We start from the raw sequence: 22,845 nt of genomic DNA, 5'->3' as shown, positions 1-22,845 counted from the left end.
CGCTAGGCCGAGCGCGCATACCGACCTTCAGCCTATGCCCGATTTATTACGGAACCCGCCTCTCGAAATAGCGAATGCGTCCGGAGACTTTGTCCAGGCACCACCGTCGAGCGTGAATTCTCCGGCGGACCGGATCGAGCCCGTGCTCATGCAGCCGGATGACTTCAGCGACCTGATCGCACTCGCCGAAGAGGACGATAACGATCCGCTGCAGTTGCGGCGCGAACCGAATCCAGCGGAACCCGGCGCACACGACGGCATGGCAAAGCTTCTGGCAGCCGACATCGACGCAGCGGACCCGCTCGCCGCGCTCACGCTGGAATATCGTCACGCGCTGTTGAGCCAGAAGAGCGGCAATGCGCACGAGCCCAAGGCGTCGGCCGAAGATCACGGCGGGTCGATCATCGGCTCACCTCACGACCCGTTCGCCGAGCTTGTCGATCCGTCGCGTGCTGGAGCGTCGGTGTTCGACCTGCTGACGAAGGGGAAGAACATCGACACCCTGCTCGATAGCCTTGACTCGTTCAGTGCCGGGCAGATTTTCGAGTCGGACGAAACGCACGAGATCCTCGCGCTGCTCGCGCCGCGCGGAATTCCCGCGCACCGTGCGAGCAGAACCGCGCAGCTTGCGCGCGAAGAACATCACATGATCAGTATGGACAGCCACATCGCCATGCCTGAATCGATCGAATACGAAGAGCCTGAATTTTCAGATGAAAATAACCGCTGACCTGCCCAAGTCGGACACGCCAACACTTCGCAGCCTGCTCGACGCGCAGACTTACTGCGAACTCAAGGAGCAAACCATCGACAACGTGCGCAAGCATCCGTCGAACGTGCGCGAACGCTGGCTGTTGTTCGAGCTGTTGTGCCTCGACGGCGAATGGAAACGCGCGTTACAACAGCTGCAAACCTGGGCCACGCTAGAGCCGGAAGGCACATCGCGCGCCCAGATGTATCGCGGGCTGATTCGCAGCGAGATGTTCCGCGCCGAGGTGTTCGCGGGTCAGCGCGCGCCGGGCGAGATCGATCCGCTGCCCGAGTGGGTGAAATCGCTGCTGCAAGCCAACGTCAAGCTGGGCGAGGGCAACCTCGCCGCCGCCGACGAACTGCGCGGCGTCGCGTTGAACGCCGCGCCGGCCACGCGCGGCGACAGCACGCAGATCGGCGCATTCGAGTGGCTGACCGATAGCGATAGCCGGCTGGGCCCCGTGTGTGAGCTGACCGTAGCGGGCGGGTATCGCTGGGTGCCGTTCGACTCGATGAAATCGCTGACACTCGGTCCGGTCACCGCGCTGGCCGACCTCGTCTGGCGCTCGGCCGTCGTGGGCCTACGCGACGCGACTATCCTGCGCGGCTACCTGCCGGTGCGCTATCCCGGCTCGGAAAGTGGTCCCGCCGCCACCCGGCTCTCGCGCGAAACAACCTGGAAAGACGTAGGGGAAACCGGCGTGATCGCGCTCGGCCAGAAAACCTGGAGCACCGACAAGGGCGACGTCGGCCTGCTCGACATCGGCGAATGCCGGTTCAATCACGACGAGCACGTATGACCACGTCTGACGCGCGACACCGGCAAGCCTACATGCCGTCGCTGATCGACCGCCTGCTCGACGATGCGCCCGCGCGGCGCAGCGAGCGGCCGGAGGCCTATGCGCCCAATAGCGAAGGCATGCGCCGCATCATCCAGCGTGATCTCGGCCTGCTGCTCAACACGACGAACCTGGACGACGAAATGGACATCGCGCGCTACCCCATGCTAGCCGCGTCGGTCGTCAATTACGGCATTCCCGCGTTGTCCGGCAGCTACCTCACCAGTCGCAACTGGGAAACCGTCGAGAAGACGGTCCGCAACGCGATCGTTCGCTTCGAGCCGCGGCTGATTCCGGAGTCGCTGCGCATCCGGCCGCTCAATAGCAAGAACCCGGTACGCTACAACCAGCTCGCGTTCGAGATTCATGGCCTCATGCGCTGGTCGCCCTATCCACTGGAATTTCGCATCCAGAGTGCATTCGACATCGAAATGAATCACGTCACGTTCGAGCTGGGCTCCGGCAAGGGAAGTTGACATGGACCCACGATTTCTCGACTACTACAGCCGCGAACTGACCTACATGCGGGAAATGGCCGGCGAGTTCGCCGCCCAGCACCCGAAAATCGCGCGCCGCCTTGGCATGGAGGGCATCGACGTTGCCGACCCCTACGTGGAGCGGCTCATCGAGGCGTTTTGCTTCATGTCGGCGCGCACGCAGATCAAACTCGACGCCGAATTTCCGCGCTTTACGCAGCGCCTGCTCGAAGTGGTCTATCCGAACTATGTCGCGCCGACGCCGTCGATCGCCGTCGCGCAGTTGCGTCCGAGCCTGCGCGAAGGCGATTTCACGAGAGGGCTGAAGGTGCCCCGGCAAAGCATGCTGCGCTCGGCGATCCCGCCCGGCGAGCAAACCGCGTGCGAATTCCGCAGCAGCCAGGACGTCACGCTATGGCCTATCGAGATCGCTGAAGCCCGGCTCAGCGCCGTGCCGCCGGATATCCCCGACACCGATCGCCATCTGTTGCCGCACCTGCAATTGCGCGGCGCGTTACGGCTGCGCCTGCGCACAACAGGCGAAGTGAAGTTCAACCAGATGACAGACTTCGACCGGCTGCCCATTTACATCGGTGGCGACGAACGTATCGCTTCGCATCTGTTCGAGCTGATCCACGCCGGTAGCGTCGCCTCCGTCGTGCGCGCGTACGGCGCGTCGAGAGACGAAGGGCACGTGGTCGCGAAAACACCGGTCGAATTTGAAGGTCTGCAAGCGCAACAGGGTCTGCTGCCGCTCACGTGGAATACGTTTCACGGCCACAACCTGCTTCAGGAATACTTCGCATGCCGCCAGCGCTTCTATTTCTTTGCGCTGACGCAGCTCGCGGCGGGTCTCGCGCGCGTGGACAGCAAGGAGGCCGAGGTCGTGCTGCTGCTCGACCGCCTGCCGGAAGAGCTGGCCGCGCACGTCGACGCAGCGCGTTTCCTGCTGTTCTGTACGCCGGTCATCAACCTGTTTCGCAAGCGCACCGACCGCGTCGAAATCAATCGCGCGCAAACCGATTTTCATTTGCTCGCCGACCGCACCCGGCCGCTCGACTACGAGATTTTTTCGGTGTCGCGCGTATTCGGTCAGCGAGCGCAAACATCGCTCGAAGTCGAGTTCAATCCGCTTTATCAGACGCTGCATAGCGACGTGGGCAACCACGGCCGCTATTTTTCGGTGCGCCGTGAGCAGCGCGCGCTGTCGGCCAATGCACGCAAGTACGGCACCCGTACGCCGTATATCGGGACCGAGGTCTACGTGTCGCTCGTCGATCAGGCGGAGGCGCCGTACGCTGACGACATCCGCTACCTGTCGGTCGAAGCGTGGGTCACGAACCGTGACCTGCCGCGCCTGATCCCGCGTAACGGCAAAACCGACCTCACGATGTCGGACTCCGTGCCGATCGAGGGCGTGCGCCTCGTGCATGCACCGAGCGCGCCGCGCGCGCCGTACGCGAGCGGTGAAACGGCGTGGCGTCTGATCAGGCAGCTGAGCTTCAACTACATGCCGCTCGCCGAACTCGACCACGGCGACGGCGGCCAGGCGCTGCGCAACATGCTCGGCCTCTTCATCGCCCCAGGCGAGCGCGAACAGGCACGGCAGATCGAGGCACTCGTCGGCGCACGCACTGAACCGGTGGTCCGGCGTCTGCCGGGCGACGGACTACTCGTGTATGGGCGTGGCGTGCGCTGCGAACTGACGGTCGACGAAACCGGCTTCTCAGGCATCAGCCCGTATCTGCTCGGCCTCGTGCTCGAGCATTACCTCGCGCGCCACGTCTCGATCAACGTGTTCACCGAAACCGAACTTCGTTCGATGCAACGTGGCCTGATCGCCCAATGGCGGCCACGCATGGGCGGACGCGGAGCGGTATGAGCATGGATGGGGCAATGGCGAGCGCCGTCGCGCCAACGCGATCATCGCTCGATCCGCAATCGCTCGACGCGTGGTTCGATCCGGACACGCCGTGGCAGTCCGGCTTCCTGAGCCTGCTGCGGGCTATCGCCGCGCGCAATCCGCTGATGCCGTTGCCGGGCACCGCGAGTCTGCCGCAAGAAGAGCCGTTCCGGATCGGTCAGCAACCCACTCTGGCGTTTGCGCCACGCGAAATCGCGTCGCTCGGCATGCGAGACGGTCGCCTCGACGTGCGGCTGTTCGGGCTCGGCCTGTGGGGGCCGCAGGGGCCGCTGCCGCTGCATATGACGGAGCTGGCTCACAGTCGTGTGGAAAGCCACCAGGATCATGCGCTCGTCGGGCTGGTCGACCTGTTCCATCACCGCGCGCTGTCGCAGTTTTATCGCGCGTGGGCATCGGGGCAAGCCACCGCGTCGCTCGACCGTGCCGGCGACGAAACGTTTTCGTTCTACGTCGCCAGTCTGATCGGTGTCGACCCGGCCGAGGCGGAGCGGTCCTGTCTGCCCACGCACTCGCGCTACAGCGCGGCGGCGCACCTCGTGCGCGAGGCGCGGACTCCGCACGGCATCGCGGCGACGCTCTCGCATTACTTCGGTGTTCCGATGACGATCGAAGAATTCGTGCCGCACTGGATCCATCTGTGCGCATCGGAACATACGAGGCTCGGGGTGCCGGGGCCCGCGGCGATCATCGGTGAATGCGCCCAACTCGGCGAGGCAATTCCCGACCGGCAACACAAGTTCCGGCTCGTCGTGGGTCCGCTCGACCTCGATCAGTATTTGCGCCTCACGCCGCACGGCGAGGACTTGCCGACGTTCGTCGAATGGGTGCGAGCCTTCGTCGGCCACGAATACGCGTGGGAGGTCAAGCTGCTCGTCAACCCCCGCGCGGCGCCACCCGCCTGCATCGGCACGTCGCAGAGACTCGGCTACTCGACGTGGCTCGGTGATTCCCTCGACGACCTGCCGGTCGTCGGCATGGTTTTCGAACCTGAACAGTACAACGACCGACCCCGGAGTTCCCTCGCATGAACGCCAACACTCCCGCCGTCGTGCTGCGCTACGCCGATCTGCTCGAACCGGTCTCCGCACACGCGCCTTGCGGTCCCGATCTCGAATACGATCCGGCCTTCGTGATGCTGCAGGCGGCCGCGGCCCCACGCGCCGAAGCGCAGTACGGCGACTTCGTCGACGTGCCGCCAACGGCCAATTGGGCCGACATTGAACGCGACTGCCGCGCGCTGCTGCTGCGGACAAAAGACATCCGCCTCGCGGTGATCCTGCTGCGTTGCCGAACCCGGCTCGACGGCGCGGCTGGCCTGCGCGACGGACTGGCATTGCTGATGGCGATGCTCGAATGCTATGGCGAAGCGCTCCACCCGCTGCCCGTGTTCGAAGGCGAGCGAGACCCGGCGATGTTCGCCAACGCGATCGGCGGACTCGTCGAACCGGATGGCACGCTGGCTGATGCGCGCGACATCCCGATGCCGAGGGCCGCGGGGCTTCAACTGCATTTGCGCGATATCGAAAAATCATTCGCGACGCCGCGCCAGAAGGACGCGCTCGCCCCTGAATCCGTCGCCCGGTTGCTCAAGGAATTGTGGGGCCGACGCGACGCGGCAATGGCCGCACTGGTCGAAGCGCAGTGTCTGACGCAGCACATTGGCGCATGGTGCGATGAGATGCTCGACGCCGACGCGCCCGATCTCGGCGCGTTGTCCCGAGCGCTGGAGCCATTCGCGCAGCATCGGGTGGGCGGCGGCGGGTCCGCGCCAGCGCCCGCCCGAGCCGTCAACGAGCAGGACAACAAGCAGGACAACGACAGCGTGCGTGGATCGGCGTCGGCGATCGTGGCTGCGGCGACGCTACCGCAGTCCGACGCGCCGACCGATCTGCCAATCACTGCGCCTTCTCCAATGGATCGCTGGAGCGCGCTCGCAGCCATTCAGGAAACACGCATGTGGTTCGAGCAAAACGAACCGAGCAGTCCTGTCATTGTTTTGCTGCGCCAATCGGAACGAATGGTGGGCAAACGGTTTTCAGAACTCGCCCATATCATTCCCGCCGATTTACTCGCTAAATGGGACGTAGCCGACAGTTGAGGCGATGTGCGCGCATGTGCGACTTTCCCCACTGTCAGCCCATTCAGTCCGCCGGTCAACCAACAACTTCCAATGAAAAGACTCATTCATTTTCTTATCCTGGTTTGCTTCGCGATACCCCATTTCGCGTTCGCCACCTGCATCCAGTTGAAGCCTTCGCAAATTTCCGAACTGCTGTCTCAAGGCTACATCGCGGGACAACCATTAGCGGTCAACATACCGTTCCGGGAAAGCTCGGTATCGATCGATCCGGCGTTACCGGTCGGCTCGGTGATCGCCACGGGCTTGTCGCCGGCGTACGCGACCTATGCGAACTTCGCGGACTGCACCGACGGGGGCACGGTATCAATACAGTATTCCAACGCAACGCCGTCCGTTGTATTGGGGGCTACCGTCTATAACACGAACGTCCCAGGCATCGGCTTTCGTTTGACCTATCTTCGTGCAACCGGCGTGAACTCGCCACTTCCGTTTACGCCGTCCTTTCCCGCGGGCGAAGCCAATCAGGTTATGTATGGGCGCTTCGGCATTGGCTCGCAATTCGAGATCGAACTGGTCAAAACCGGCGACATCGCAAGCAACGTCAACGTGATACTCAACACCGTGGGAGCCGGCGTCGCCGAGGGTGACGGCAGTCGGGTCGTGACCAACACAGGCGGCAGCATCAACGTCAAGGTTCTTCCAAGTTGCTCGGTCAATACCAGCACACTGAACATCGATTTCGGCACGTTCGGCCCAAGCGATGTGTCGACCACAAGCGGGCCAACTCAGCCAGTCGACTTTACGGTGCTCTGCACCGGGCCCACGCCACCGGCTTCGATTACTGCCGTACTTTCCGGCACCCCCGATACAGAAGATAGCAGTATGTTGAAGAACACCGGCGCGACGCATCTCGCGATTCGTTTGCGGGATGTTTCAACCAACACAATCTTCAGGCCCAACGATCCGACGAGCACCCTCGTCCACACACCGCAGGGCGCGATGCAATCGCCGTTTGCACTCGAGGCGACGGTGCTGCGCGTCGGAACAGCAACGCCGAGCGCAGGCAGGATCCAGGCAACCGCAACAGTCACGATGACCATTCTTTGAATCGACTATTCGACGACGAAGGTCCACCAGAATCAACGCGCATGACCCAGTTATCCGTCACACCGCCGCACTCGATCTTCGTGCAAATCGCGAGTTATCGCGACCCGCAGTTGATCCCCACCCTGCTGGATTTGATCCAGAAAGCTAGAAAACCTGATCTACTACGGATCATCGTCTGCTGGCAGCATGCGCACGACGAGACGATGATCCAGTTCTGGCAGCAAGGCTTTGGCAATTGGCGAACCGAGCAGACCGACAGCTGGACCATCCAACATCTCAGTCATCGTGAAGCGAAAATCGAATTGATCGACGTGCCCCACATGATGACGCAGGGCGCATGCTGGGCTCGCAATCTGGTCCAACAGCGATACGGCGGAGAGCGCTACACGCTGCAACTCGATTCGCACCACCGCTTCGTCGACGCATGGGACACGCTCGCAATCGAGATGCTGGAGTCTTTACGCGATGAAAGTCCGAAACCCGTGCTGACCGCCTACCTTCCGATGTACGACCCCGAGAACGACGACGCTCGATCCAGCGAAGAGCCGAGCATATTGGCCTATGCAAGGTTTTCCAGGGAAGGGGTGGTCCTGTTTCGCTCGAAGACACTCTCCGACTGGAGAACGCGCATTCGCCCGGTCCGTTCGCGCTTCTTCAGCGCGCACTTCGCATTTGCCGACGGTCACTTTGCCCAGGCGGTCCAGCACGATCCTGACTATTTCTTTCACGGCGAGGAGATTTCGCTTGCCGTCCGTGCGTTCACCCACGGCTATGACCTGTACAGTCCGCACAGGCTGATCGGTTGGCACGAATATCTGCGCTCATACCGCGTCAAGATGTGGAACGACCACAATCACGAGGCCAAGGAACGGGGTGAAATCGACGAGCCCTGGCACGCGCGCAACGAGCGCTCGTTGCAGCGCAATCGTGCTCTGCTCGGTATCGACGGAGAAACGTTGGCTGACGTTGAGTTCGGCAAGTATGGACTCGGAGCGGAACGCACGCTCGCCGATTACGAGGCCTACGCGGGCATCGGCTTCAAGTGGCGCGGTGTCCAGCAGTCGGTATTGAATGATGTTCCACCAGTCGCGGGCACGCAACGTCCCGACGAAGCGACATGGAAAGCTTCTCTGCTACGCGCAAACGACGTCCGTGTGTGCGTGCATCAGAATGGATTCGACAGGCATCTGGTCACGCCCGGCGTCGAGCACGCGCTGCGGGCCGCGACGTCAGGCACCGTCGTGATTTACGGCAACGACGAGACGGTACTGCGCCGCGAGACTGTCGACGGCAGCGGTCTTTCCCGATACCGGAAAAACGGCTGGCTCGACTTCCATGTGATTTTCGAATCAGAACTTGGCCAGCTCCCAGCCTGCTACGTCGTGGAGTTGTTCGACGACGCCGGCAAGGTATTGAGCCGGGTCCGGTGCGCCATCGATGCATGACGCATCCGCGACCACGACGCACGGAAACGCCTCCGGCGTCGCGCGGCCGACAGGATTGCACCACGTCAGCGGATTCGGCGCGTAGCGATACGGACTGGCTCCGCCTTCGCCGTTGTGATCGGGGCTGATGTAGCGGCCCGCGTGAGGATCATAGAAACGCGCACCGTTGTAGTACAGCGTGGTTTCATCGTCCGCGTATTGGCCGGCATAACGAAGCGGCTGCGCAAACGCGTCGCTGCTTGGCCACTCCGGCGTCACGAGACTGCCCCACGCCCGGTAACGCCCGCGCCATGCCACCTGGCCGGTCTCATCCGTGAGCGCGACGGCCGTACCGGCGACGTCAGTGTGATAGTGATAGACCTGCGTGTTCTTGATCGCGCCATCATCGGTGAGGGTCTGGTCCACGCAAGCGAGCGGCGCGAAGCCGGTTGAGCGGTCGGGCTCGGGTTGATACAGGTACGTGCGCAGTTCCATCGCGCGCTGCTGCTGGATCAGTCTGTGTCCTTGCCACAAATAGCGCGTGAGCTCGTCCTGTTCCGGCGTCGATGACTGCTGCGCACGCCGTGACGAAGCGGGTTCGACACGCCTGCCGATACGTCGACCGATCGCGTCGTACTGATAGCGCACGGTATAGCCCTTGCGATGCGCGGCGATGACGTGCCCCTCCGCATCCCAATCGAGCGATAGCGTATGGTTGCGGCCACGCCTACGCACCAATTGCCCCCACACATCATAGTCATAACGATGTCCGCGGCACTCCCGTAACCGGTGGTCGGGATACACGGCCGGGAACCAGCTGCCGCCAGGCGTATCGAGCAGATTGCCAGCGGCGTCCCAGGTGAAATACTCGATGTCCCCCTTCTCCGACACCGAGCGCAACAGACAGCCACGCCGGTCGTAGTCGTACCACGTCTGACCGTCGGCCTCGGCGCCCGTCCTGACGATCACGTCAGCGAGACTGTAATCCGCTTCGCGCCACAATCCGGCGACAGGTTCTGTCGCGCAGCCCGGCGTATCCACGTCGCGCCCCGTCACCGAACGCCACCACACCGGCAAGCCGAGCGGCGAATAGCCCGTATGCGTGCGCAAACGGCCTTGCGTGCGCGCAACCGGACGCCTCATCGCGTCATACCAGAAGCGCGCAATCTGTCGATCGTCCAGTTCGACGAACGCGACAGCGCCAGTTTCGAAGCGACGCATACGCAACTCCTGCCCCTGTGGCAGTTGAATCGCGACAAGGCGGCCAACGACGTCGTACGTGTAGCGCAGTGTGCCGTTTGCGCCGTGCTCGGCAATCAGACGGTCACCGGCGTCGTGTTCGAAGCGGATCTCATCCGCTCCAATTCCGAGTAGCTCGCCTTCTCGTGTTGGCTCGCGGCTCACGCAGTCGAGCAATCCGCGCGGCCCGTAGCGATACATATAGCGGTTGTGCGCGGTCTCACGCCGGATCAGACGGCCCGCGCGGTCGTAGTCGAACGTTTCGCGACGCTGTTGCGCGCCCGCCTTCCACGTGAGACAACGGACCCGCCCGGTATCCGCATAGTCGAAGTTGCGTTCCACGCCATCTGCATCCGTGATCGACAGGCAACTGCTCGCATTCCACCGAAGCAACTGCACCGCGCCGTTCGCGCTTTCGATTCGAACCGGGCGCCCATGCGCATCGTATCGACGCACGATCACGTGCCCCTCTTCGTCGACCGCGCGTACGACATTGCCGCGCCGGTCTCGATCCCAGTGCCGGCTTCGGCCACTCGGGCCGACGAACGACGTCCGCTGGCCAGCCGCATTCCACACATGACGCTCGGCCTGTCCGTCCGGACGCGTGATGGTCAACGGTCGGCCGAGGCCATCGCGCTCGATTCGCGTGACCGCGCCGAGCGCGTCGGTCACACTGACTACGTAACCATTGACGTCATACTCGTAGTCCGTCGTGCTTCCGCCAACTCCAGTGCGACGTGTCACCTGCCCCCACGCGTTATGCGCGAAGGTCGTGGCGATCCCCTGGGCATCCGTCGAGCACACGACATCGCCATCGTCACCATATTCGAAACGCGTGAATTCTCCAGACGGAGTTTGATAGTGCAACGGCTGCAAGCGATCGTTGCGTGCCCACATCCACACACGGCCATCGCTCAACGCAACTGACACGGGCTCGCGTGACGCAAACGCATACTGCGTCGAGCGGGTTGCGCCCTCGCGATCCGTCTCACACGCGACGCGTCCGAGCCCGTCGTATTCGACGTGAACCAGCCGCTCGCCGGGCAGTTGCATGGTGAGCGGCGCGACGGCGTCGCCGTAGTCGAACCGGTAGCGCCGGTCGTCGAAGTCTGTGTGCGACAGCACGCGGCCCTGCTCGTCGTATTGCCAATGCGCCGTGTTGCCGAAGACGTCGCTGACCTCACTGGTCCGGCTATCGAAGTCGTAGGCGAAGCGCTCACGCGCGCCTTCTGACGTGACTCGTCGAATCACGCGCGCGGCGCCGCCGATCGTCTGCCACACATAGCGTGTCGCCATTCCGAGCGCGTCTGCTTCTTCGACGATCCGCCCATCGCGGTATGCAAAGCGACGCACGATTTCGCCGACCCGGTTGCGTACCTCGGTGAGTTCGCCGCGCTGGCTGTAGCCGTACTGGACCAGCGCGCCGGTGGGACCGCCGTCGACACACTCGACAGCAATCAGACGCGCGCCCATCCGCGCTTCGTAGTGCATGCGCAGCTCGTGGCCGCAGGTTCCACGCATGCGCAGCAAGCGCCCGCCGGGATCCCAGATCAGGCCGATTCGCTGCTGACGAAGATCCTCGACGTATTTGAGCCGTGCGATTCCGTTCGCGTCGAAGTCGCCGAACACGCGGTAATGCGGCGTCAGATCAGCGACGACGAGGCGTCCGTCGCTCAGATGCGCGATGTGCAACTGCGCAGCCGACGCAATCACCTGCGACCCGCGCTCGGGAAACGGCACGCTGAGCGTGCTGCCGCATTCGTCGGTGTAGAGCAGTTGATCGTCCCGCTTGTGCAGCGTGACTTCCCAACTCGTGCGCCAACCGACGCCGAGCAGCCCGAGCGCGTGCTGCTCGCTCGAATAACAACGCGACCATACGAGCGGAAGACGGCCTCGCAGCCTGAAGTCGGTTTCGTCGGTAGGTAGGCAGACTTTGCTGCCGCTGATTACCTCGACCGAGCCGCACAGAATGCCCGACAGCGCACGACGCATCCGCAAGCGGTCGACGACGTCGCCGAGCCGCTCACAGCGATCCAGCAACGGTCCGACACTGGCGAGGGGCAATACGACGCCGGGCAAGCCGACCAGCTCGCCGCCGATTCCCGCGACTCCCGTCGTCACATGGCCCCCATCGTCATCATGAACCGATGCGCACGTCTGGCGAGCCAGCGGAACACGGCGCGCCACACGAAACCTTGCCGCCAACCAATGCCGCCGGCACGTTGTTGATCAACACCGTACCCGAACCCGCGACCACAGCTTGCGAGCACGGGTGCAGCGCGCAAACGGCAGAGCTCATACCGACGAGCGCCGCAGGCAATCGATTGATGAAGACCGTCGGGGAGCCCGAGACGATCGAACCGCCATGTCCGATCGCATCGCCTTTGCGAGCCGCTGGAAACATGATCGATTTTCTCCTCATGGAAACTGAACGTCCGTGCAGGGCGATGCGCGAAGGCATTCGCCGTCTGCACGGTATTGCGAAATACGCTGTTACGCGTCCGAGCCGGTTGCGGGCGGTGGTTCGATCGGCGGCGGCGGTTCCTCCGACGGCGGCGGCTCCTCCGACGGTGGCGGCTCCTCCGATGGCGGCGGTTCCTCCGATGGCGGCGGCTCTTCCGAGGGCGGCGGCTCCTCCGACGGCGGCGGCTCCTCCGACGGTGCCGGCTCTTCCGATGGCGGCGGTTCCTCCGAGGGCGGCGGTTCTTCCGATGGTGCCGGCTCTTCCGAGGGCGGCGGCTCCTCCGACGGCGGCGGCTCCTCCGACGGCGGCGGCTCCTCCGACGGCGGCGGCTCCTCCGACGGCGGCGGCTCCTCCGACGGCGGCGGCTCCTCCGACGGCGGCGGCTCCTCCGACGGTGCCGGCTCTTCCGATGGCGGCGGTTCTTCCGAGGGCGGCGGACATATCGTCGGAAGCGGACATATCGTCGGAAGCGGCTCGTCCGATGGAGGTGGCGGAATAACTGGAACGTCCAGCGCATCGAGCACCACTACAGGAACTGGCACCGTCACTGAGCTGCCGCATTCCTTGTCACCGGGGTTAAGGTCCAGCGGCGTGCCTTGCACCACGACACGGGTGTCACCCTGGATGCGGATCGACTTACCAATGAGCTTGATCTCGCCATCCTTGTTCATGGTCAGCGACGACTTGCCGCACACGATAGACAGCGCCCCCCCGGCCGACAGCGAATAGGCTCCGCCTACAGCGTGCGTCGACGCGCCACCAACCGTGACCGTACGTGCACCGCCCACCGTCAGAAGGGAGGCCCCCCCAACCGCGGTCTCCTCCGCCCCGCCAATCGAGACAAAGTGTGCAAGACCCACGGAATAGAAGGCGACACCCTTCACCCTTACCGAGTACTTGCCGCCGACGATCGTGCTGGACGTCGCGCCGACGGTCATGCTGTGCGCCGCGGCCACGCCGATCGTGTAGTCGGCACCGACGACGTGTGACTCATTCAGCTTCGTCAGGCGGTTCATGTCCCGTTCCGCCTGCAACGTGAATTCCTCGGCACCCGCCTTGTCCTCGAAGCGGATGCTGTTGTAGTTCTGCAGGCCCCCTTCCATCGACCGGCTCATGAAACCGCTCTGCGTCGCGTTGCCTGGCAAGTCATAGGGCGGACGCGTCGCCGCGTTGTACAGGCTCCCGGTGATCAGCGGACGATCCGGGTCGCCGTTCCAGAAGTCGACGATGACTTCCTGGCCGATGCGCGGAATGTAGATGCCACCGAAACCCTGACCGGCCCACGCCTGGCTCACACGGACCCAGCAGGAGTCGGTTTCGACGTTTTGGCCGTAACGGTCCCAGACGAAGCGGACCTTCACGCGGCCGAATTCGTCGGTCCACAGTTCCTTGCCCTCGGGACCCACGACGACAGCCGACTGCGGCCCGTTGACGATCGGCTTCGAGGTCTCCCGCGGCAGTCTGAACACTTCGCTTGTCGGTTGCGCGTCGAACTTGTTGCTGCAGGTGTATTCGTAGCCGCTACCCGATTCGTCCGGCGTACCGGTCAGGTCGAGCTTCGTACCGATGACGAGGTATTCGCAGTTCGCGGCCGTATAGTCGTAGTTGGTCAACACGAACGTCTGCCCGCACGCGAGTCCCCGTACGTTACCTTCGCCTTTCGCTCGCGTACCCGGCGCGCGCAGTGCTTCCATGCGCGTACGCGCCAGCAGTTCACCGTGGCTGCTGTCGGTGTAGTCGCCCGGCCAGTCGTAGCGCTCGAGCAGGTTCCAACTGGTGTCGCGCGGTTGCTGATTGATCGCCCGCATGTCGGCGCGCGAACGCGTGAAGTCGAAGTCGCTCGTCACGTAGTGACCGGTGCACAAGACTTCGGCCGTCGAAAACGCGCTGATGTATTCGGTGTCGGTCTTGCCGCCCTGCGGTTGGAACGCCAGCGTCCGGTATGAGGGGTTCGGCGAGTGGCGGTGCGCGCCAATGTGGTCGCACAGCACGAGCCGGTGCTTGCCGTCGGCATGCTCGAAAAACCAGTAGATGCCCCACTCTTCCATCAGGCGATGAATGAAGTCGTAATCGGTCTCGCCGTACTGGACCTGGAACGTGCGCGGTTCGTTGGTCGGACTCTCACCCTCGAGCGCATAGCGGCTCACGTCGAGGCGCTTTTCGACCGGGTACGGATAGTCCTTCAGAACCTCGTCGATGATCTCGATGACCGTCCTGTTCTGGAAAATCTTGTAGTCGGTCGTCAGGGTCGCCAGCCACAGCCACGGCTTCAGCACGACACGATAGACGTTGTAGCGGCCGTCCCGACGCAGGTATTGCGCGGCGACGACGAGTCCGGTGATTTCGCGCTGACATGCTTCGGTGTCGGCGCTCGGCTGGAGGTCGATCGCGACGGTCATTTCCTTGCCTAGCAGCGCCTTCAGGTCGAGGTTGGCACTGACGGCAAGCGGTACCGTGTAATCGTCAGGCGTGCGCAACAGCAGTTCGTACTCAAACAGCTTGCCGAGATGCTCGTCGCCGTTCAGTGACATGAACTCCAGCGCCGGCTGCGTCTGTCCGTCCGCGGTCTGCCCCGGCCACCGCGGTATCGCCGCGCTGGATACGGTCACTGCGCGGCTTTGCACACTTATCGCGTTCAAGGGATTACTTGACATGCACTCCTCTAAATTCTCTATATCGAAAAGACGCTACAGCTCGTCGGCGAATGCGGGGCCTGACGACGCGTCCGCTCGCCTTCCCATCGCGTTTCCGCTACCGGGACAACGAAAATCGCGCAGCAACGCCGTGAGTTGCGGTCCTGACTGTCCGCCCGATGTCAGTTCGATGACCGCGTGCCGGTCGTCGAAATTGAAGTCCACCGCCGAGCGGCTCGACGACAACGTCGACGTCACGCGGCCCCGGTCGATCAGACGGAACAGCGCCCACGGACCTTCGGTCATGACGGTCGACGTGTCCGGACGCACGCGCGGATTCGCGGTGAGGCCGGCCATCGAACCGCCGCGCGGCCCCGGCCAGGTGATCGGGGACGTCGTGACCGGACCATGCGCATAGCGCAGGTTTTGCCCGTCGACGTCGATGAGCAGATCGGTAATCTCGGGGTCCAGCGACACGACCTTGAGGCCCGCGTTCCACGACATCCGGGTCGCGCCGGGATCGCGGAAAAATGTCTGACGGATCGCCGCGGCGCGCTCGAACGGTTCGAGGCCCGGTCCCTGCATGGGCGGCATGCCCGGGCTGACCGGCTTATAGCGCCATGGCCGCATGCTCGTATCGACGCGGCTGGCGAGCGTCTTGTGGAAGAAGTCGTCGAGCAGGCCGCCGGCCGCGAACACGCGATTGAAATCGTCGATGTCGACTTCCTGGGCGCTCGCGGCAAACGGATATTTGCCTTCGACAGCACGGCGGCATTGCGCGCCAACGCTCGATTCGACCTGCATCGTGAGCAAGGAGCCGACATTGCGGTCCACCTTGCGCATCGACTGCGACGCGAGGCCCACGAGCACGGCCCGAAACGGCGGCGGAAGCTTCTGCGCCTCGAGCTGCAGCGTGGAGCCGAGGTCATCCGTGGGCGGCATGCTGTTGGTGGCGAGCACGTCGCCGGCCGTCATCAATCGCGTGTACTGCTCGTTGATCAGCCCGATGACGCCGCCCAGCTGCAGCACGCCGCTGCCGCCGGGCAGCGCGCTCCCGCTATCGGCCTGGCCGGTCACGACTTCGCGCAGCGCGGCAAAGCGTCTGTCGACCAGTTCACGTTCCATCTTCTGTTGCGCGAGCTGACCGATCGTGGCGGTTGCGGCCACGGCGCTCGCTGCGCGCGCCGCCTGCGAGCGACGCATGATCACGTTGATGGCACTACCGGCGGCCGACGGCTCGTCCGCGCCATCAACGATCGACAGCGACGTCTCGCGCGCGGCCGTTCGCGCGAGTCTCGCCAGCGGCGAATCCGGCGCAGCCAGCGTACGCAGCGTCTGCAGATCGGGCGCCAGGGTGCCTTCGCTGCCGGACACCGGTCTCACGTCGTCGAGAAACTGGCTCCAGTAATTGCCATAGTCGGTCAGGTATTGGCGACGGATATCGTCGGCGAGCCTGTCCTTGCGCGATGCGTTGCCGTTTGCCATCCGCCGCCACCGCGCCGATGCATCGGCCTCGCCCATCACCCAGGCGTCCTGTTTTCGCGCCTGCTCGAGAAAATCAGGGAGGCGCTTGTTAAAAACGGCGTGATAGCCGTCGTAGGTATAGAGACCGGGGATACCTCGCGCGAGCGTCGAACCGCCGGCCAGCATGAACACGGTAGTGGCCTGCGGACCCGCGGCGCTCAGCAGCGTGACGTTCTCGGGCGCCTCGGGAGCCATCGCGTTCATCGCACGTTCGTAGAGCCGTCCGGACGCCGGATTGCGGCCAAGGAACTCGCGCGCGCGGCGCACGAGCTGCGCATTCACCGGTCTTGCCGGCACCGCGGGCACCCCTTCCACGATCAGCGCATCGAGGTGACGCGCCATCACGTTGCGCTCGCCGAGCGATGCGACGCTGTTGGCGTGTTCCCAGTCGCCGAGCACCCATGCCTTGATCGCTTTCGCGTCGTAGTGCGAGCCATCGAACAGCATCAGGTAGACCATCAGCGTGCGATAAACGCCGTCCGCGTCCTGTACGCCGATTTGCGTATCGAGCACCGTTTCGAGCCGGCCGACGACTTGCGGCAGCAGCATCTGTTTCAGCAGGTTGTTGTAAGTCTCGCCGGCGGCGGCGCGGATGGCGGGCGCCGTGTAGAGCCCGTAGTGCCATGCGACACCGGGACTGTCGAGGTCCATGCCGTCGAACTGAGGCAGGTCACGCGACGCCGACAGAAGCGTCCCCATCGTCCCGGGCTGCGGCGCCTTCCGTTGCGACAAGACCCGCGCGGCGAGCGCATTGGCCTCGCCACCGATCGCGGCGAGATATTCGCGGTTGTTGCCGAAGCTCACGACGAGCGCACCAATCAGCCACACCGCCACGACGATCGCGAGCAGATGTCCGATAAGACGCAACGCGCGGAAGCGGACTTCCCAGTACAGGTTCGGCCGCACCAGATGCGCTTCGGCCAGGATCACGCGCTGAAACAGATTGCGCAAGAAATAGCCGCGATAGCCGGTAGGCGTCGCGTCGCCGGACGACGGCGAGACCGTATTCGGCGCGGCACCAAATAAACCCGCGAGCCCGCGACGCAGCCGCTGCAAGAGCGTGGAGCTGTCGGCGGACACGGCCTCGTGAGTTTGCGCCGCGCTCGTGAAATAGACGCCGCGCAGCGTGCTGTTCAACTGCGTGTCGTCGTATTTCGAATCGAGAAACACCAGCGCGAGCAATTCATTGAGTTCCGCGCACAGGCTACGAAATTCTGACGGCAGCGCATAAAGTTTCTTGCGCAGATCGACCTCGTACACCTCTTGCAGCCTCGTGTTGACGCCGTCTTCGAGTCCCTGCTCCAGCTCACGCATTTCGGCCGCGCAGTTCAGGCGCCGTGTGTCGCGGCCGTGTTGTTCCGCCGCTTCCTGATAAGGCAGTGTGAAGCCGAAAATCTGCGCGCGGCTTTCCGCCGTCAACGACTGGAAATACTCCCCGAAGCCGGGCAGCAGATCGAGCTTCGTGACGAGCACGTAGACGGGGAATCGAATCCCCAACTGCTGGCGCAACTCGCCGAGCCGAGCGCGCATCGACGCGGCGAGCGCCTTTCGTTCGGGCGCTGGGTGCGTCAACAACTCTTCGATTGAAACGACCAGCAACGCACCGTTGATCGGCGCGCGCGGGCGCCGCTTGCGAAGCAGCCCCAGAAGGCCGCGCCACTCGGCCTCGTTCACGCTCTTCAGGTCTTCCGGATCGACGTCAACCTTCGCGGCGTCTTGCGACGCTGCGTCCTGAACCGTATAGCGGCCAGCGGTGTCGATCAGCACCGCTTCGTTCGCGAACCACCAGTCGCAGTTCGCCGTTTCGACGCGGCTTCTCAGCGACGCCGCGACCATCTGATCCGCCTCCGGAAAATCCAGACCCGAGTTCAGGATCAACGTCGTCTTGCCGGCGCCTGGCGAGCCCACCACCATGTACCACGGAAGTTCGTACAGGTAGCGTTGGCTTTCGAGCAGACGACGCAGCCCTGCCGGTCCGCCGCGCATGCGTTTGAGCTTGTCGATGGCCTTCGCGACGACCGCGTGAAGCGCGCGGATTTCGTCTCGTGCGACAGGGGTCGCGGCCGACTTCTTCGTGAACGGGTTCAGAACGCGCTGCAGCAGCACGTCATCGCTGCGCACTGCCCGCCACAGACGATACAGCCCATAGATCGCGTAGCAGGCAAGCAGCACCGAGATCAGCAGCACGCGGGACCATGTGGTGCCGAGTGGATGCGTTTCGCCGAACGCGAGTATCGGTCCGAAATACCAGAGCGCGAGACACAGCAACGCGACGCCGATGACGCCAGGCGACCAGCCGAGCAGCCAGAACAGCAGCAGCAATAACAGCACGACGATCGACAGCGTGCGCGAGAGCACGCTCTCGAGTGGGCGGTAGTCGCCAAATGCAATCAGAGGTCCCACGAACCAGACGGCCACAGCCGTCACGAGGATCGCGGCGAGCACCAGCGTCTGGCGCGTGAGCACAAGTTTCGATAAGCGATTCAAATAAGACATCAAGGCTTTCCCGTTAATGCGTGACGAAGACTTCCACGCGTCGATTGCGGGAACGACCTTCCGCTGTACTGTTGTCCGCGACAGGTTGTGTATCGCCCTTGCCGACAGCCTCGATGCGATTGCCGGGCATGCCGTGCGCCTTCAATACGTCGGCGACGAACGCGGCGCGCTTTTCCGATAGCACCAGGTTGTCAGGAAATTCCGCCGTATGAATCGGCTGGTTGTCGGTGTGCCCGGTCACCGTGACATTGCCGCCGACCCGGACGACCTCCTGCGCGACCTTGGTCAACACCGGATCCAGTTCCGGTCGAATGCGGCTTTGCCCCGGCAGGAACACGTAGTCGCCACGGAACACGACCCGGCTGCTGCTCGCGTTCTCTTCGACGGAGACCTGGCCGCGAGCGATCTCGTCTTTCAGCAAAATCGACAGGCGCAAGCGCTCGTGAACGACCGGAGCCGCGACCTTGATCGGCTCTCCGATCGCGAGAATCTTCGCTTCCAGCGCATTGCTTTGCGCCAGAAGCCGATACTTGTACCAGGCGAACAGCGAGAACACACATAGCGCAGCGACGCCCGCCGTCGCCCAGACCGGCACGCTTTTCAGCAGCCGCATCCTGCCCGGCTCCTCGCCGCGCCAGTGCGGCGACAGTTCGAGCCGCATCGTGTCCCGCGTGCCGCTGATAAGCGTCAGCATTCGCTGCCGGATCTGCTCCAGATGACGTGGACCGTCCGCGGCAACGCTGTAGCGTCCTTCGAATCCAAGGCTGAGAATGCGATACAACACCTCGAGGACGTCGATGTACTCCTGGGGATCCGTTGCCATGCGGCCGATCAGCAGGAAGAACTTCTCGCCGCCGTCCACTTCTCCTTCGAACTTGAGCAGCAGCCCCCCCGCGGCCCAAATTCCACCGTTCCCCCAACGCGTGCGGTTGGCGGCTTCGTCGAGCGCGGTGCACAGCGCGTAACGGACAGCCGCCACGTGCTTCCACGGCAAACTCGCTTTGTCGCAGACCTTCTGGAATGCGGCGACCTCACGCACCAGCAGCGAGCGCAAGCTCGCGACCGCAGCCAACGAATCGAGCGAAGCCGGCATGTCCGCCAGCATGCGCAACAAAGGCTGCGCGGCTTCGCACAACGGATTGCGCGCAGCCTTCATGCGCTCCAGACGCGTCTGCACTTGTTCCGGCGGATCGAACGCGGCCGCATCGACCACCGGTTCCTGATTGGCGACACCCGCGGTTGTGGGACGCCCAGCGGGAATGGCAGACGGCTGGCTCTGGCCAGAAGCAGAGTTGTCGGGGTTCAACAGAAACTCGAACGCGTCGTCCCCGTATGCACCGGTACTCATTTTTGACGCACGCCCCACAGCTCAAGCTTGAGTTCCGGGAAGTGCCCGGCGACATGCATGGCAAGCCCTCCGTGCCGCGCAATCTGTTCCCAGAACGGTCCGGTACGCGACAGTTCGAAATAGATAAAGCCCGAGTTGAACGGAATCTGGCGCGGAGGAACCGGCAGCGCCGCTACTGCCAGACCCGGCAGGTGCGAACGGATCAATTCCGGCAAGCGCTGCGGATGACTGATCTTCGTTTGGGCAAGAAACTGCTGCTGCAGCAATTCGGAAGGCATCTGCGCGCCCACGGCGAGCACGAGGCTCGAATAGCCGGCCAATTCGTTCGGCAGCATGGCGGCCGTACGAATGCCATGCGCCTGCTCCGTAAGCGGAATGGGCTGCGCACCACGAATCAACACCTGGTTCAACAGATAGTGAACCTCCTCGACGAGGGGCCTGATACTGCGGTAGAGCTGCGCATGGTCATAGCCCGGCGCCGCCCGCGGACGCCGCGTTTGCGGACGCACGAAGGTCGAAAGCTCGCCCGCGAAAAGCGCGAGCTCGCGATACAGGGTCACCGGCGCGGTCTCCTCGAGTTGGCAAATATGCTCCAGCAGCGGCTCATAGCGATTGAGCACCTGGAGCAGCAGATAGTCGGCCACTTCGGCCGCCGCGCCCGTACGGCCATCAGCACCTGACAGACGGGCGGCGAGCGCGTCGGCGCGTAGTCGCGCGAGGCCGTGCAGCTGCATCGCCCATTCGCGCAGCAGTGGATTCGCGCCGTAACCGGTCACGGGCGGAATGTGGTCGGCGCTGTGCAGCGACACGGCGCCGTCGGCGTGCAGCGCCTTCACGCGCGTCAGCGCAAGCCCGATCCACGACTGCGTCAGCTCTTTCTCGGGCAACAGCCGCAAGCGCAGATTCGAGAGTTGGACGGGCTTCGGACCCTGGCCGATCGCGTTGCTGTCGCGCAGTTCCGCGTCGTACGCATGGTAACGGGCCAGCGATCCGCTCTGCTCGGTGAAGGCGGTTTCCTCGGTGTTAGGCAAGCGAAGCGGGGCCGCCAGGTAAATCACCTGCTCCTGATGTTCCGGTCCGATCGTCAGTGGGGGCGGGGGCAGCGTCAGGCCAGGCACCTCGAACGGTGTGCCGTCTGGAAATACGCCGAGCCCGCTCTTGAACACCAGCTTGCCGAACGCGAGCGATTCCTGATCGATTTCATAACGGCTGAAGCCCCAGAAAAACGGGCTCAGCGGCGCGCTCCGGCGATGCGCGAACGACTCGAAATACCGCTCCTGCTGCTGAAACAATTGCGGGCGCAGGAAGAGTCCTTCGCTCCAAACAACTTTGCTATACCAACTCATCGAAATTAGTCTGACTTTGAAATCGAAACAGTGCGCTGATCGAGCTGGATCGTCAGCTTCTGTTCCTTGTCTGGAAGAGCCATCCTGTACCATGCGGCGTCGGGCGCGATTGGCAACCGGTAAACCGCGCGCCAGACCGATTTCCCGAGATTCCGGTAGCCGGCCAGCACGCCAATTGCGGTAGTGGCGGGGTTCGACTTCCGGACGATCTCGCGTGTATCGCCGGGACGCAGAATAAATTCGTCAACGACCAGCACGTCGTCGCCAAGGATTTTTTTGTCGTCGCTTTGCAGCGTGAAAAAGTCGCCGGTTTGAAACGCCGTCGGCGACTTCAGTTCGTAGACCTGCACGAGGATCGGCGCCGCCGTTCCCCACTCGTTCGGATTGACGTTCTCGTTTGCCGCGATCTGAATCCGGAGGGTCGTTCGCTCCTTGACAACGGGAGCCGACGCGGTAGCGCACCCGGACAGCCATGCGCTCGCACCGCTTAGGGCTAGCCAGCCTCCGATACGCAGCCATATCGCGAAGCGGGAAAAAAAGATCGAAACCATCTGACGGTATCAAGGTGATCTCGCACATCGCCCTGAATGAACCGGGATGCCTGCATCCAGCCGGGCATCCCGGTTAACAATCTTGACACGGCTTCCCGGACAAAAGGGTCGTCGTGCCAAGATTCAGGAAAATGTGCGATTTAGGCTGTGTTCTTCTTGATATCGAAGGTCGCCGTGATCGCACCACCGCTACCGCCTTGTGCGTTCTGCACCACATATTCCTGCTTCAGGCGAGCAAAGGACAGACGCACCGTTTCGCACGGACGCGATTCACTGTCGCTGACGCCGGACGGATGCACCGAGGTAACCAGCACGTCGTTCATCGTGAATTTGATGTATTCGAGCGGATTACCGCCAGCCTTGCGCACGACGAGTTTGGCTTCGTCGATGTGCTTACCGGTCAGGCAGTATTGCGTCAGGTTGGGCGTTGCACGATCGATGAAATGCTCAAACGTGAAGTCGTCGACCGTGGCTCGGCCAGCGCCACCACCGGAACCAACGTGCATATTCGATTGCTGCGTAACGCCCCACGCCCAGCTCAGAACATCGATTTCGTCCTTGTGGTTAGCGTCTGCCGACTCACCATCAATCCCGTTAATCTTGAGAAAGATGTCTTGCGCCATAAAAATACTCCTTGGTACCGA

Annotated in this window: 16 protein-coding genes; 8 read left to right on the top strand and 8 right to left on the bottom strand. The window is 63.3% G+C overall.

Translation table 11 applies throughout. The features are described from left to right. Positions 1–148: 148 nt before the first annotated feature. The 8 genes from OKW35_RS17930 to OKW35_RS17895 all read left to right on the top strand — a co-directional run bounded on the left by OKW35_RS17930 (position 149) and on the right by OKW35_RS17895 (position 8,621). Positions 149–730 carry a TagK domain-containing protein gene (locus OKW35_RS17930; protein ID WP_429552740.1) on the top strand — a complete coding sequence of 194 codons (582 nt, stop codon included), beginning with the start codon at positions 149–151 and terminating at the stop codon, positions 728–730. Continuing rightward, the gene (locus OKW35_RS17925; protein WP_429552739.1) at positions 714–1,550 is read left to right on the top strand and encodes a type VI secretion system accessory protein TagJ; all 837 of its coding nucleotides are present in this window, start codon (positions 714–716) and stop codon (positions 1,548–1,550) included. The genes OKW35_RS17930 and OKW35_RS17925 overlap by 17 nt, the downstream gene beginning before the upstream one ends. Further along, a complete protein-coding gene (gene tssE, locus OKW35_RS17920) occupies positions 1,547–2,065 on the top strand; it encodes a type VI secretion system baseplate subunit TssE (RefSeq protein WP_184061782.1) in 519 nt (172 codons plus the stop codon). Before OKW35_RS17925 ends, tssE begins: the two co-directional genes overlap by 4 nt. Position 2,066: 1 nt before the next feature. Beyond that, positions 2,067–3,947, top strand: coding sequence for a type VI secretion system baseplate subunit TssF (gene tssF, locus OKW35_RS17915; RefSeq protein ID WP_429552738.1), 1,881 nt, complete (start codon positions 2,067–2,069; stop codon positions 3,945–3,947). A 2-nt stretch (positions 3,948–3,949) separates the two neighbouring features. Then, on the top strand, positions 3,950–5,017 hold the full coding sequence (gene tssG, locus OKW35_RS17910) for a type VI secretion system baseplate subunit TssG (RefSeq protein ID WP_429355274.1): 1,068 nt from the start codon (positions 3,950–3,952) through the stop codon (positions 5,015–5,017). Next, positions 5,014–6,087: an ImpA family type VI secretion system protein gene (locus OKW35_RS17905; RefSeq protein ID WP_429552737.1), complete on the top strand. Its 1,074-nt coding sequence runs from the start codon at positions 5,014–5,016 to the stop codon at positions 6,085–6,087. The genes tssG and OKW35_RS17905 overlap by 4 nt, the downstream gene beginning before the upstream one ends. A 72-nt stretch (positions 6,088–6,159) precedes the next feature. Next, a complete protein-coding gene (locus OKW35_RS17900; RefSeq protein ID WP_429552736.1) occupies positions 6,160–7,176 on the top strand; it encodes a fimbrial protein in 1,017 nt (338 codons plus the stop codon). A 41-nt stretch (positions 7,177–7,217) separates the two neighbouring features. Then, complete coding sequence (locus OKW35_RS17895; protein WP_429552735.1) at positions 7,218–8,621, top strand: GlcNAc-transferase family protein; 1,404 nt, start codon at positions 7,218–7,220, stop codon at positions 8,619–8,621. Here the strand turns inward: OKW35_RS17895 and OKW35_RS17890 are convergent. The 8 genes from OKW35_RS17890 to OKW35_RS17855 all read right to left on the bottom strand — a co-directional run bounded on the left by OKW35_RS17890 (position 8,526) and on the right by OKW35_RS17855 (position 22,824). After that, positions 8,526–11,960, bottom strand: coding sequence for an RHS repeat-associated core domain-containing protein (locus tag OKW35_RS17890; protein ID WP_429552734.1), 3,435 nt, complete (start codon positions 11,958–11,960; stop codon positions 8,526–8,528). The genes OKW35_RS17895 and OKW35_RS17890 overlap by 96 nt on opposite strands. 16 nt (positions 11,961–11,976) lie before the next feature. After that, positions 11,977–12,243 (bottom strand): PAAR domain-containing protein, encoded by a 267-nt coding sequence (locus OKW35_RS17885; RefSeq protein ID WP_090810707.1) that lies wholly within the window; start codon positions 12,241–12,243, stop codon positions 11,977–11,979. An 89-nt stretch (positions 12,244–12,332) separates the two neighbouring features. After that, positions 12,333–14,957 carry a type VI secretion system Vgr family protein gene (locus tag OKW35_RS17880; RefSeq protein WP_429552733.1) on the bottom strand — a complete coding sequence of 875 codons (2,625 nt, stop codon included), beginning with the start codon at positions 14,955–14,957 and terminating at the stop codon, positions 12,333–12,335. 33 nt (positions 14,958–14,990) lie between these two features. Next, complete coding sequence (gene tssM, locus OKW35_RS17875) at positions 14,991–18,956, bottom strand: type VI secretion system membrane subunit TssM (RefSeq protein ID WP_429552732.1); 3,966 nt, start codon at positions 18,954–18,956, stop codon at positions 14,991–14,993. Positions 18,957–18,969: 13 nt separating this feature from the next. Next, positions 18,970–20,304, bottom strand: coding sequence for a type VI secretion system protein TssL, long form (gene tssL, locus OKW35_RS17870; protein WP_429552731.1), 1,335 nt, complete (start codon positions 20,302–20,304; stop codon positions 18,970–18,972). Next, positions 20,301–21,650, bottom strand: coding sequence for a type VI secretion system baseplate subunit TssK (gene tssK / locus OKW35_RS17865; protein WP_429552730.1), 1,350 nt, complete (start codon positions 21,648–21,650; stop codon positions 20,301–20,303). Before tssK ends, tssL begins: the two co-directional genes overlap by 4 nt. A 5-nt stretch (positions 21,651–21,655) precedes the next feature. After that, a complete protein-coding gene (gene tssJ, locus OKW35_RS17860; RefSeq protein ID WP_429552729.1) occupies positions 21,656–22,201 on the bottom strand; it encodes a type VI secretion system lipoprotein TssJ in 546 nt (181 codons plus the stop codon). 140 nt (positions 22,202–22,341) lie between these two features. Beyond that, a complete protein-coding gene (locus tag OKW35_RS17855; protein ID WP_184023663.1) occupies positions 22,342–22,824 on the bottom strand; it encodes an Hcp family type VI secretion system effector in 483 nt (160 codons plus the stop codon). Positions 22,825–22,845: the final 21 nt, after the last annotated feature.

Source organism: Paraburkholderia sp. MM5477-R1 (genome assembly GCF_050436385.1).
In the GTDB taxonomy this organism is placed as follows: Bacteria; Pseudomonadota; Gammaproteobacteria; order Burkholderiales; family Burkholderiaceae; genus Paraburkholderia; species Paraburkholderia tuberum.
Note: the sequence above shows the minus strand (reverse complement) of the source record. Positions and strands in the feature narration are given on the sequence as shown.